Origin of the sequence: Aureimonas sp. D3 (genome assembly GCF_001463805.1) — a bacterium.
Lineage (GTDB): Bacteria > Pseudomonadota > Alphaproteobacteria > Rhizobiales > Rhizobiaceae > Aureimonas > Aureimonas ureilytica_A.
Genome location: NZ_BBWM01000032.1, coordinates 123377 through 136490 on the forward strand (window position 1 = coordinate 123377; position 13114 = coordinate 136490).

At 68.3% G+C, this 13114-nt stretch carries 8 protein-coding genes; 2 read left to right on the forward strand and 6 right to left on the reverse strand.

Translation table 11 applies throughout. The features are described from left to right. The first annotated feature begins 338 nt into the window (after positions 1-338). Entirely contained in the window at positions 339-1952 is a 1614-nt protein-coding gene (gene purH, locus AUL36_RS08980) for a bifunctional phosphoribosylaminoimidazolecarboxamide formyltransferase/IMP cyclohydrolase (RefSeq protein WP_058602166.1), read from the forward strand. Positions 1953-2001: 49 nt separating this feature from the next. Here purH and AUL36_RS08985 read toward each other — a convergent pair whose 3' ends face one another. After that, entirely contained in the window at positions 2002-3447 is a 1446-nt protein-coding gene (locus tag AUL36_RS08985; RefSeq protein WP_062219879.1) for an MFS transporter, read from the reverse strand. A 180-nt stretch (positions 3448-3627) separates the two neighbouring features. On the opposite strand from AUL36_RS08985, the gene AUL36_RS24840 reads away from it, so the two are divergent. After that, the gene (locus tag AUL36_RS24840) at positions 3628-3759 is read left to right on the forward strand and encodes a hypothetical protein (RefSeq protein ID WP_275477513.1); all 132 of its coding nucleotides are present in this window, start codon (positions 3628-3630) and stop codon (positions 3757-3759) included. A gap of 326 nt (positions 3760-4085) precedes the next feature. Here AUL36_RS24840 and AUL36_RS08990 read toward each other — a convergent pair whose 3' ends face one another. From AUL36_RS08990 to AUL36_RS09010, 5 genes are all read right to left on the reverse strand, one after another. Then, on the reverse strand, positions 4086-5153 hold the full coding sequence (locus AUL36_RS08990; RefSeq protein ID WP_062219881.1) for an acyltransferase family protein: 1068 nt from the start codon (positions 5151-5153) through the stop codon (positions 4086-4088). Between the two features lie 360 nt (positions 5154-5513). After that, positions 5514-10394 (reverse strand): NAD-glutamate dehydrogenase, encoded by a 4881-nt coding sequence (locus AUL36_RS08995; protein ID WP_062219883.1) that lies wholly within the window; start codon positions 10392-10394, stop codon positions 5514-5516. A 210-nt stretch (positions 10395-10604) separates the two neighbouring features. Next, positions 10605-11237 (reverse strand): TPM domain-containing protein, encoded by a 633-nt coding sequence (locus AUL36_RS09000; protein WP_062219885.1) that lies wholly within the window; start codon positions 11235-11237, stop codon positions 10605-10607. Between the two features lie 9 nt (positions 11238-11246). Continuing rightward, positions 11247-12038 carry a TPM domain-containing protein gene (locus AUL36_RS09005; protein WP_244497082.1) on the reverse strand — a complete coding sequence of 264 codons (792 nt, stop codon included), beginning with the start codon at positions 12036-12038 and terminating at the stop codon, positions 11247-11249. 213 nt (positions 12039-12251) lie between these two features. Continuing rightward, a complete protein-coding gene (locus tag AUL36_RS09010) occupies positions 12252-12884 on the reverse strand; it encodes a LemA family protein (protein ID WP_062219887.1) in 633 nt (210 codons plus the stop codon). Between the last annotated feature and the right edge of the window lie 230 nt (positions 12885-13114).

Consider the following 13114-nt stretch of genomic DNA (forward strand, 5'->3'; position numbering starts at 1 on the left):
TTATCAGACCGTTGCGGGCGAACTGGCTCTCCTGACGCAAGGCGACAAAGCAAGCTCGATCCGGGACAGAATAAAGCGCAGCTTCGCCGGCCATGCGGGGCGGGGCGGTCGCGCGGCACCGCCAACGTTCGCCGGCCGAACGACCGCGCCCCCACCCCGCCGTCTCGATACCCCTTCATCGGCTCGCAACGGGATATCGAACGACGGCCGCGCGGGGAGAGGACGGAATTCGCGCCGAGGCGTTGTTCCCCAGGCGTTTGCGCTCTATGGGGAGGCGATCGTTCCGGGGCTTCTCCCGCGCCCCGCCATCCGCCGCCCCTGCTGCCGGAGTGCCGCCCATGGCCGTCGCCGCCAATCTCTATCCCGCCCCCGATCGCCATCCCGTGCGCCGCGCGCTGCTTTCGGTCTTCGACAAGACCGGGCTCGTAGATCTGGCGCGCGGTCTCGCCTCGCGCGGCGTCGAGCTGATCTCCACCGGCGGCACCCGCGCGGCGATCGAGGCGGCCGGCCTGCCCGTGCGGGACGTCTCCGACATCACCGGCTTTCCCGAGATCATGGACGGGCGCGTGAAGACGCTGCACCCCAGCGTCCATGGCGGGCTTCTGGGCATGCGCGCCGACCCCGCCCATCAGGCGGCCATGGACGAGCACGGCATTTCGGGCATCGACCTTCTCGTGGTCAACCTCTACCCCTTCGCGCAGACCGTCGCCTCGGGCGCCGACAAGGCCGCGATCATCGAGAATATCGACATCGGCGGCCCGGCCATGATCCGCGCCGGCGCCAAGAACCACGCCTATGTCAGCGTTCTGACCGACCCCTCCGACTATGACGGCTTCCTCGCCGCCATGGACGAGAGCAAGGGCGAGGTCGATCTGGAGTTTCGCCGCCGTCTCGCGGGCAAGGCCTATGGCATGACGGCGGCCTATGACGCGGCCGTTTCCTCCTGGTTCGCGGGCGTCATGCAGGATGTCGCGCCGGCGCGCCGGGCCTTTGCCGGCACGCTCGCCTCCTCGCTACGCTATGGCGAGAATCCGCACCAGAGCGCGGCCTTCTATCTCGACGGCTCCAACCGCGCGGGCGTCGCCACCGCCCGGCAGGTGCAGGGCAAGGAACTCTCCTACAACAATATCAACGACACGGACGCCGCCTTTGAGCTGGTGGCCGAGTTCGACCCGGCGCGCACGGCCGCCGTCGCCATCATCAAGCACGCCAATCCGTGCGGCGTCGCCGAGGGCGGCAGCCTGATCGAGGCCTACACCCGCGCGCTCGCCTGCGACCCCGTGTCGGCCTTCGGCGGCATCGTGGCGCTGAACCGCAAGCTGGATGCGCAGGCGGCGGCCGAGATTGTCAAGGTCTTCACCGAGGTCATCATCGCGCCGGAAGCGGACGAGGAGGCGATCGCGCTCGTGGCCGCCAAGAAGAACCTGCGCCTCCTTCTCACCGGCGGCCTGCCCGACCCGCGCGCGCCGGGCCTGCTCGTCAAGTCCGTCGCGGGCGGCCTCCTTGTCCAGAACCGGGATTCCGGCACGGTGGATGCGCTCGATCTCAAGGTCGTCACCAAGCGCAGCCCCAGCGCGCAGGAAATGGCCGATCTCCAGTTCGCCTTCCGCGTCGCCAAGCATGTGAAGTCGAACGCCATCGTCTATGCCAAGGATCTGGCGACGGTCGGCATCGGCGCGGGCCAGATGAGCCGCGTCGATTCCGCCCGCATCGCCGCGCGCAAGGCCGAAGACGCCGCGCAGGCGGCCGGCGGCGAGGTGCTGACGCGCGGCTCGGCGGTTGCCTCCGACGCCTTCTTCCCCTTCGCGGACGGGCTTCTCTCGGCCGTCGCGGCGGGCGCGACGGCGGTGATCCAGCCGGGCGGCTCCATGCGCGACCAGGACGTGATCGACGCCGCCGACGAGCATGGCATCGCCATGGTCTTCACGGGGATGCGCCACTTCCGACACTAAAAACGAAGCCGGGCGAGGCGGCAGCGCCTCGTCCGCCCTCATGTCTGCGTCAGGGGGCAGCGCGCCCTTTCACGATCTGCCGGGGCAGAAGCGCGAGACCCACGACGAAGAACAGCGCGATCACGGCCATGCCGATGCGCGTGGCGGTGGTCGGGCCTGTCGCGAGGCTGGCGAGCGCTGTCAGCACCGCGACCAGCAAGGGCGCGAGAAAGCCCGTGGCCCGGCCGGCCAGCGCATAGAGGCCGAACCAGCGCGCCGCGTCCTCTGCCGGCACGGCCATGGCGAGCGCCGAGCGCGACGAGGCCTGAACCGGGCCGAAGGCGATGCCGATCAGAAGCCCGTAGAGAAGAAACGCCTTTTCGGCGGGCGCTGCGAAAAGACCGCTGGCCCCCGCTTCGGGCGCGAAGGCCAGCGCGCCGAACAGAGTCGAGTCTGGCCCGGTCGAGACGATGGCGACCGTCGCCAGCGTCAGCATCGAAAGGCCCGTCAGAAGCACGGGGCGGGGGCCGAAACGCTTGTCCAGAAAGGCCGCGCCCAGGCATCCGAAGCTCGCCGCCACCGCCAAAAGCAGGCCGAACACGCCGCTCTCCGTCACCGTCCAGCCGAAGGTCGCCGCCGCGAAGGCCCCGCCGAGCACCAGCAGCGCGTTGATCCCATCCTGATAGAGCATCCGCGCGGCGATGAAGCGGGCGAGACGCGGATGATCGCGCAGGTCATTGAGCAAGGTTCGCCAGAAGGCGCGCACCGCGCTCCCGTCCTTCGTTGCTGCCACGGCTGCCCGGCGCGGGCGGTCGGGCACGAACAGAAACATCGGCCAGACGAAGGCGACATACCAGAGCGCGGCGAGCGGCCCGGCCGCGCGCGCGCCCTCGAACTGGGCAGGATCGAGTCCGAACCAGGGCGTCAGGCCGAGCAGCGTCAGGCCGCTTTCGGGATCGCCCGCCAGACCGCCCAGCGTGACCAGAAGCGCCAGAATGCCGCCGACATAGCCGGTGCCCCAGGCGATGTTGGACACGAGCCCGAGCGAGGCGCGGGGCACGAGGCTTGGCAGAAGCGTGTCGTTGAGTACCACGGAGAGTTCGGCCGCGACGCCTGCCAGCACCACCGCGACCGCGACCGGCCACAGCGCCGAGCCGGGTGCGGCCCGCCAGAGCGCGAGGCAGGCGAGAACCTGAACCAGGCCGAGGAGGAGGAGCATGGGTTTGACCGGCCCGCGCCGGTCGGCCCATTGGCCGACGACGGGCGAGGCAATGGCGATGCACAGCCCCGTGAGGCTCGCGGCCAGCGCCCAGGTCGATTGGCCCTCCGCCGGATCGCTCGCCAAATGCGCCACGAAATAGGGGCCGAAAACGAAAGTGAGAACCACGGTGAAGAAGGGCTGCGCGGCGAAATCGAAGCCGATCCAGCTCCAGACGGAGAGGCGCTTCAAGGGCGAGGCGGGAGGCTGTGCACCGTCTGAGGTCTGTGCCGGGATCGCGGACGGGGGCTCGGTCATGGCAGGCTCTCGTGAGGACGCAGCGCGACCGGTTTAGCCGAGCCTTGCGGCCTTTCCAAATTGTCATTCCCATAGCGCGACGAAACGGCTTGTGGAGCCTGAAAATTCGGCCCACAAAGCTCGACCGATCGTCGGTTCGACGCCTGGACGTCCGGGCGCGGCGGTCTTGTGGAGGACGAGATGGCTAAGGGTCAGATGCGCAGCAACAAGGAAACCCGCAAGCCGAAGGCGGACAAGACCAAAAAGGTCGATCCCGTGGCGACCGGCGTTCCCGGCAAGTTCGCCACGCCCCAGAAAGACACCAAGAAATGACCCCTGTCGGGCCGGCGGCCGGGGCGCTGCCGGCCCGATCCGTCAGGACGATCGGCTGACGGAATAAGGCATCGCGATCGCCCCGCATGGCATCTCCCGCCGGATGGTATCGTCCATTCGGCAAGCCCCGGGGGGCTTTGACGTCTCATGCGGACCAAAGACCCGCCTCGTGTCGGATGGCTTTGCTCATCTCTCTATGGGCTCAACCGCTTCGACCCGCTGCGCGCCATCGGCCTTGGTCATGGCGCTAGGCCAGCCGTCCCCACGTTCTGTCTGGTGGATGGGATAGGACGGGGAAAAACCTGCTCCCGGTCCCAATCAGGCATTCAGGTTTGGGCTGCGGCGTTCGCCGGCAGATGGTCCACCGTCTTACGCCCGTTCCAGCCACGCTCGCGCAAGGCGCGCTGAAGCGGTTGCTCCACAAGGCGATAGGTCAGCCATCCCGTCACGATCGCGGTGGAGATCGCAGCCATGACCCAGAGGCCTTGCACCAAGGCGGTTCCATCCGCGACGCCGAGGCGGCGTCCGATCTGGCGAAAGCCGGTCAGCACGAAGGGATGGGTGAGATAAAGCGAATAGGAGGCGTCCCCAATGTCGTGCAGCCACCGGCTGGCGAAGAGGCGCCCTCTGCGCTCGAAGACGAGACCGGCCAACAGGATCAACGCCGCGCCCGATCCGAACCACAGCACGCGCGAGAACCCGTCGCCGCCCCGCCGTTCCATCCCGAGGGCGATGAGGCCGACGCCTGCCAGAAGGCAGAGGATCGCCAACCCGCTCGGCAGCCGCGTGAAACGCTCGGAGCGGAAGGCGGCGCCGATAGCTGCGCCCGCCAGAAACTCCAGGAGGAAAGGATGCGTATAGGTCTGCAACACCGGGCTTTCCGGCGCGCAGAGGGCACCGAGCGCCACGAGGCCGATGATGAGGGCGCAGAGCCAAGGTAGTCTGCGATGGGGCGTCGCCCAAAGCGTCAGCGCGAAAAGCGCGTAGAAGAAGATCTCATAGACCAGCGTCCAGCCGATCCTCAGCACTGGCGCATCGAAATGCGCGATCAGCAGGAGCGACAGGATCGCGTGGCCCAGACTGGCCGAGCCATCGATAAAGGCGGACGGTGCGATCACGTAGAGCGCGAGGCTGGAGAGGGTCAGCAGCCAGTAAAGCGGATAGACTCGCAAGAGCCGGTTTCGCAGGAAAGACGCGGGTCGGACCGGGCGGCCGAGCGTGGTGTGCATCATGATGAAACCACTGATGCAGAAGAACAGATCGACGCCGGAATAGCCGAAATTTCTCGGAACGCCCCAAGCATATCCCGCGAGATAGACCTTGGTGTGGAAGTAGACGACCATCAGCGCGGCGATCCCACGCAGATACTGAACGGAGATGATCGTCGTTCCCATCAGGCATCCCGCAATCTATGGATGCATAATCCTTATGGGTTTGCATCCATAGAGGGAAGATGGCGAGGGCTGGAAATCGAATAGAGCGATGTGGCCGTATCAATTCGGCATCAGGAGGGCACTCGAAAGCCAAGTCTTCGCAGCGGATGTTTCCCGCGATTTCGCACGGGCCGCGCTTCCCCTTGGGAATGACGAGAGCCTGATCCGCAGGGAAGGGGGCGTTGTTCCTGGCTGAGACGCTTTGGAAGGAGTGTTGATCAAGGTGGGGCGGACCATCATTCCGGTGGTCGACCGAACTCGGTTTCCATCAGAAGAAAGGCCGGGCCGTTCCCGAAGGAACGGCCTAGCCCTGTGATCGTCTCAGTGGCCGAGGTCCTGCAAGAGGCCGGCGGCCAGCGTCAGGCGCGAGACTGAGGTTTCGCCGGTGCCGGCGAGGCGCGCCATCTGTTCGCTGGCGTCACGCAGCGCGTCGCCCTGGCTGGCGAGCCAGGCGCCGACCGGGTCTTCGCCGCCTCCGTTCCGCAGCGCCAGCACCGTCAGGCGGCGGCGCTCGCGAGCGATCTGGCTGGCGGCGCGCTCCAGCGCCAAGGTCTCGTAGTAGTCGGTCGGCCGGAGCGTCCCGAGCGCATTTTCGAGTTGGCCGATGCGCAGGGCATGGGACAGTTCGAACAGAGCGCGCACGACGGCTTCGATCGGCTGCGATGTTTCACGTGAAACGGCGTCCATATCGGGCACCAGCGCCAGAAGCGGCAGGAGGGCGAGGTCGGTAGCCAGATCCTGCGGGATGCCACGCTCGACGAGGCCGGCTTCGGCCGCCTCGAAGGCCTGACGCGCTCGCTCGCTGGCGATAGAGGCCAGTTGCGGCTTGAGAAGACGCACGCGCTCGTGCAGCGCCGCGACGGCGGGGCCGAGATCGCTCGTGCCGGCCCGCACGAGTCCGACCGTCACGCGCTGAAGGAAGGTCGAGACCGAGGCGTAAAGCTCGTTCTGAACCTCGCCGGGCAGGGCGTTGTCGAGCGCGTCGATCCGCTTCAGGAGATCGTGCACCTCGAAGCCGTCGGCCGCCAGAACGAAGCCCTGGCAGACCGCGCTGGCATTGCGCCCCGTCGCGTCCCGCAGCACCACGGCGAAGCTCGGGCCGAGGCGGTTGACGAGATCGTTGGCCAGGCGCGTTGCCACGATCTCCCGGCGCAGGCGGTGCCCGTCGATCTCGGCCGCGAAGCTCTCGCGCATGGCCGGCGGGAAGTATGAGACGAGTCGCTCATGCAGATAGGAATCGTCCGGCAGCGGGCCGGAGACGATGCCGTTGAACAGATCGATCTTGGCATAGGCGAGCAGGACGGCGAGCTCGGGCCGCGTCAGGCTCTGGCCCTTGGCGCGCAGATCGGCGATGGCCGCATCGCTCGGCAGGTTTTCCACCGTGCGGTCGAGCGCGCCGGTTTCCTCCAGAACGTTCATGAGGCGTGTCTGGAGGGCGAGGCGCGAGGTGCCGGCGCGCTGCTCCAGCGAGAGCGCCAGCGTCTGCTCGTAATTGTTGCTGAGCACGAGGCGCGCCACATCGTCCGTCATGGAGGCGAGAAGCGTGTCGCGGTCGGGCCGCGACAAACGCTCGGCCGCCATGGCGGCGCGCAGCGCGATCTTGATATTGACCTCGACGTCCGACGTGTTGACGCCCGCCGAATTGTCGATCGCGTCCGTGTTGAGGCGCACGCCCGAGCGCGCCGCCTCGATGCGCGCCTGCTGGGTGAGGGCGAGGTTCGCGCCTTCGCCCACGACCTTGGCGCGGATGTCGCGGCCGGTGATGCGCACCGCGTCATTGGCGCGGTCGCCGACATCCTGATTGGTTTCCGTGCGGGCGCGCACATAGGTGCCGATGCCACCGAACCAGAGAAGATCCACCGGCGCGCGCAGGATGGCCGAGATCACCTCCTGCGGGGTGCCGGAGCGCTTATCCCAACCGATGGCCTCTGCCGCTTCGACTGAGAGCGTGATGCGCTTCTCGCGGCGCGAGAAGACGCCGCCGCCCGCCGAGATTTTCGAGCGGTCGTAGTCGTTCCAAGAGGAGCGCGGCAGATCGAACAGACGCCGACGCTCGGCATAGGAGGCCGCCGTGTCCGGCTGCGGGTCGATGAAGATGTCGCGATGGTCGAAGGCCGCGACGAGGCGCGTCTTTTCCGATAGCAGCATGCCATTGCCGAACACGTCGCCCGACATGTCGCCGCAGCCGACCGTCGTGAAGGGTTCGGACTGGATGTCCCAGGCCTTGTCACCGGAACCCATCTCGCGGAAATGCCGCTTCACGGCCTCCCAGGCGCCGCGTGCGGTGATGCCCATGGCCTTGTGGTCGTAGCCCGCCGAGCCGCCGGAGGCGAAGGCATCGCCCAGCCAGAAACCGCGCGCTTCGGCCACCGCATTGGCCGTATCGGAGAAGGTCGCCGTGCCCTTGTCGGCCGCGACGACGAAATAGGGATCGAGATCGTCGAGGCGCACGACGCCGTCCGGCGTCACCGTTTCACCGGCCGCATCGATATTGTCGGTGACCGACAGGAGCGAGGCGATGAAGACGATATAGGCCGAGCGGCCGGCCTCGAACCAGACATCGCGCTGCGCGGGGTCGGGCAGGCGCTTGGGGTAGAAGCCGCCCTTGGAGCCGACCGGCACGATCACGGCGTTCTTGACCTGCTGCGCCTTCACGAGACCGAGCACTTCGGTGCGGTAGTCCTGGGACCGGTCGGACCAGCGCAGGCCGCCGCGCGCCACCGGGCCGAAGCGCAGGTGGACGCCCTCGACGCGCGCGTCGAAGACGAAAATCTCGCGATAGGGCACGGGCGCGGGAACGCCCTCCAGAAGATGCGGGTCGAACTTGAAGGCAAGCGCGGGATCGACCTGGGCGGGCCGCGAGTTCGGGTCGGCCGAAACCTTGGTCACGGCGTAGAAATTGGTGCGCAGCGTGGCGAGAACCGCCGAGAGCAGCCGGCGGGCCACGCGGTCTTCGTCCAGCGTTTCCAGCGCGTCGAGGGACGTGCGCAGGCGCTGGAGAATGGCGAGCGCCCCGCGCTTGGCCGCGCGCTCGGCCTCGCCGTCGCCCTTCAGATCGTCGGGCAGCGCATCCTCGCGGCCGGCCTTCGACGGGTCGAAGCTCGCGGTGAAAAGCTCGGCCAGATCGCGCGCGATGGCCGGCTGGCGCTCCAGAACCTGCGCGATGAAGGCGTCCGTATAGGCAAAGCCCGTCTGCCGGATATAGCGGGCATAGGCGCGCAGGACATTGGCCATGCGCCAGTCGAGGCCGGCGGCGAAGATCAGCGCGTTGAACCCGTCATTCTCGATGCGCCCGTCGGTGACAGCGGCGAAGGTCGCCTCCATCGCCGCGCCGCCATCGGGAAGCGTGATCGCGCCGCCCGCGCGCAGCACCAGCTCCATGTCGTGCAGCCAGACGGTCGTCTCGTCCGGCCGGCGCACCTCGAAGGAACGCTCGGCCACCGCCGAGAAGCCCATGTTTTCGAGGATCGGCACCCGGCGCGAGAGCGAGAGAGGCTCGGCGTAATTGTAGAGGCGCAGGCGCAAGACATCCGCGCCGTCCGTTTCGCGCCGGTAGAAATCGGCGGCCAGACGCTCTTCGTGCGAAAGAGTCAGAATATGCAGCGCGTCGCCCACCGCCTCGTCGGGCGGCACGAGATCGCGGTAGCCGTCCGGCAGGCCGGGGGCGAGCGCCATCAACGCGTCGTAGCGGCCGGCGGCGGCGCTGGAGCGCTCGAAGCCGAGCATCCAGTCGCGCGCCAGATTGGCGATCTCGGCTTCGAGGTCCGCCGGGTCGGGCTGCGGCGTCACCCCGCCGCGACGGCCGATGATGAAATGGATCGAGGCGAGCGAGCCTTCGGGGAAGGCGGGATACCAGGCCGAGACATGGCCGTCGTAGCGCTCGGCCAGAAGCAGGCCGATTTCGTCGCGCAGCCGCGCGTCGTAGCGCTCGCGCGGGACGAAGACGAGAACCGAGGCGAAGCGGTCGAACCGGTCGATGCGCGGCAGAACGCGAATGCGCGGGCGCTCACCGAGCTCGGTGATGACGCCGATGAACCGCTCCAGAAGATCGGTGTCGATCTGGAACATCTCGTCGCGCGAATAGGAATCGAGCGCGACCCGCAGCGCCTTGGCCGAGTGCGAGCGCGGCGAGAAGGCGAACCGCTCGATCACCGCCTCGGCCTTGCGGCGCAGAAGCGGGATGCTGAGCACGGAGGCCGTGTAGGCCCCGGACGTGAAGAGACCGACGATGCGGGTTTCACCGACGAGGCGGCCTTCCGCGTCGCGCCGCTTGATGCCGATATAGTCCATATAGACGCGGCGATGGACGCGCGAGCGCGCGTTCGCCTTGGCGACGATGAGCGGGGCGGGGTCTTCCAGAAAGGCGCGAACCTCGGCGCTGGTGGCCGAACCCGGCGCTTCGCGGCGGAGAACGCGCACGTCCGGGTTGGTGAGGATGCCGAGTTCGGTGCCCTCGTTGCGGCGCAGCGCTTCGCCTTCGGGGTAATAGGTGAAGTCGCGAAGGCCGAAGAAGATGAAATTGTCGTCGCAGAGCCAGCGCAGGAGCGCCGCGCCCTCGCGCTCGTCGCTCGCGCGCTGCGCGTCGCTCTCGCTTGCTGCGCGCGCTTCGATCTCGCGGGCGGCGTCTTCCAAGCGGGCATACATCGCCCGGTGGTCGCGATTGACGATGCCGACCTCGGTCAGGATGGCTTCGAGATCGCCCGCGAGCGCGGCTTCGGCCTTGGGCTCGGCGGTGGGCTCGATGGCGACCTGGATCAGGCTGACGCGCTCGCCGCCCGAGCCGTCGCGGCCGGCAGCGTGGAATTGCGTGATCGCGCCGGTGGCATCGCGCGTCACGTCGAGGACGGGATGGGAGACGGCGTGGATGGCCGGCGCGCTGGTCGCGATACAGGCGGTCACGCTGTCGAACAGGAAGGCCATGTCGTCATGCACGAGCGTGACCAGCGTTACGCCCTGGCTGAGGCGCGCACCCTCCGACAGGCGCTCCACCACCACGGTGGATTGGCCAGGGCGGTGGCCGGCGAGAAGCTCGGACGCGCGCTCGGCCATGCGGGCGAGGAAGGCGGGATCGAAGGGGGCGAGGTCTTCGGCCGGCGGCCGCGCGAAGAGGAGCGGCGCGAGCCGGGCAGCCGGGCCGCCGGGGCCAAGCCGGGACAGGACGGCTTCGAGGATGGCGCGCTTCTCGCCAGTCGTTTCCTGCATGGTGTTTCCTCGTTCTGGGCCATGGAGCGTCGGGCCGCTCCGTTCGACGTTCAAGGGCCTCGGCGGCACCGCCTCCCGGGGTCCGGTCGAAGATCGGACGGCGCAGCTCCCCCGCGTCGCGACGGGGCTCTTCTACAACAGCAACGGTCTATAATGCGTTCGCGACAGGACGATTGTGGTTCGGGCCGGAGCGAAGATTGCGCAGGCCGCTCAAATTTCCACCAGACGGTCGGGCAGGGCGTTGGGCCGCTCGGGGTCGGGTGGAAAACGCGCGGCAAGCTGCGCCCCGCAGCGGCCGACCGCCTGTTCGAAGCCTTCCACCAGCCGATCTTCGCGCGCGGCTTCCGTCAGATGAGCGACGATCGCCTCCCATTCGGACGGGTCCACGGCGGACGCGATCCCCTCGTCGGCGATGACTTCCGCATAATGTTCCGCCTCCGAAACGAAGAGCAGGACGCCGGTGCGCTCGGGCGTGCGATGCAGATTGTGGGCGAGGAACTGCGCCCGCGCCAGCCGCGCCGCGCGCATCCGCGCCAAGGCCGGTGGCACGAAGAGCATGGTGAGCTGCGAGGAGCGCAGAAGCGCGAACAAAAGCGCCGCGCCGACGAGCTGCGCCGTTTCCACCGCCAGCGCCGGCACGGCAAGGCCGGCGAGAGAGGCGATCACGGTCGCGACCCAGCCGAGCGCGAGCGACAAAGCCAGCGCGACGCTCGCCGCGACGAAGCGGTAATCGTCGCTCGATCGGGCGAAGACGGCGTAGATTTCGCCGCTCGTCTGGCGCTCGGCGGCCGCGATGGCGCTGGCGATGCGCGCGTGATCGTCCGGTGTGAAGCGAAGCGCCATCCCCGTCTCCTACCAGCTGCCCGAGGCGCCGCCGCCCCCAAAAGACCCGCCGCTGCCTGAAAAGCCGCCCGACGACGAACCCCCGCCGCCCCAGCCCGAGCCCATGCCGCCGCCCCAGACGGGGCCGACGGGCAGGGCGCGGCGTCGCCGTCGCACCGGCAAGGGCGTGCCGCCGCCCGGGCCCACGCGCCCGCCGCCGCCGAACAAGCGCGCCAGAAAGGCGAGGACGAGCGGGCCGATGGCCACCGCAAGGATGAAGAGAATGACGCCGAGAGTCAGCCAGCCGCCGCCATCGCCCTCCTGCCAGCCGCTGTTGCGCTCGGCCCGCGCTTTCACCTCGGCTGCGTCGCCGCCAAGAATCTGCAGGATCGCCTCGGTCCCGGCCTTGATGCCGCCGGCATAGTCGTTGGCGCGGAAGCGGGGGAGAATGTCCCCCTCGATCACGAGGCGCGACAGGGCGTCGGTCAGCGTGCCTTCCAGCCCGTAGCCGACCTCGATGCGCACGCGCCGGTCACCGCGCGAGACCAGAAGGATGACGCCATTGTTCTCGCCCTTTTGCCCGATGCCCCAGGCGCGACCGAGCCGGTAGCCGTAATCCTCGATCTCGTAGCCTTGGAGGTCGGGTACGGTGGCGACGACGACCTGATCGCTCGAACGTTTCTCGAACACTTCCAGCTCGCGCGTCAGCGCGGCTCGGGTTGCGGGGTCGAGCAGGCCGGCGGCGTCCACCACGCGGCCGGTCAGGGGCGGGAAGGTCTGGGCTCCGGCCGGCGAGACGAGAAGGATCGCGGCGAGGAGCACCAGCGCCGCCGCCCAAAACCGCAGAGCAAAAGGCCCGACCGGACGCGGGCAGGCTTGAGCCGAAGGCGCATTGGCAAGGTTGATGTCGCGCCCCCGTGCGCCTCGAAGCGGCCCACCGCTTCGGCTCGCCGCAAACCATCCCCGGCCGGCTCCCCGCCCAAAGGCGTCGGCTGGTATGTCACGCAAGGCAAAGGCGCGCATTGCCGCCGCGCCTTATCGCGTGAAGGAGACGGGCGGCGGCATCTCGGCCCCTGTGCGCGCCTCGAAGACCTGCATGGGCTTGGCGTCCGAGTAGAAGATCGCCGCGACCCAGCGGCCCGGAATGGTGCGCAGCTCCGTGTTATAAGCCTGCACCGCCTCGATATAATCGCGCCGCGCCACCGCGATCCGGTTCTCGGTGCCTTCGAGCTGGCTTTGCAGCGCCATGAAATTGGCGTTGGACTTCAGGTCGGGATAGCGCTCCACCGTCACCAGAAGGCGCGACAGCGCCCCGCCGAGTTCCTCCTGCGCGGCCTGATAGCGCTGCACGGCGGCGGGGTCGGTCAGCTGGTCGGCGCGGATCGTCGTCTGGCTCGCCTTGGCGCGTGCTTCCGTCACCGAGGTCAGCACGTCGCGCTCCTGCGCGGCATAGCCTTTCACGGTCTCCACCAGATTCGGGATCAGATCGGCGCGGCGCTGATACTGGTTCTGCACCTCGCCCCAGGTCGCCTTGGCGCGCTCTTCCAGCGTCGGCACGTTGTTGATCCCGCAAGCCGAGAGAACAGGCGCCAGAAAGAGAAGCACCACGGCGAGGCGAAGCCGCGCCAGGCGCGGGCGGGCGGGCAGACAGGCGACGGAAGCGGACATGGGCGCTATCCCTTGGCGGGCTGATAATATGGTGGCCCATATGGGGCAGGATGTCGCGCCGGGCAGGGTCGCAGCGTCGCGATCCTCGTCGCCATTCAACACCTTGGTTTTTTGCAAGGAGGCCGGAGCGGCTCGTCTTGCTCATGACCGGCTTTTGGGTCAGGTTCGCGGCCATGACAGGACGATCCGACGACGAGCAGCGCCGCGAAGAGGCCGAGGCGATCCTGCGC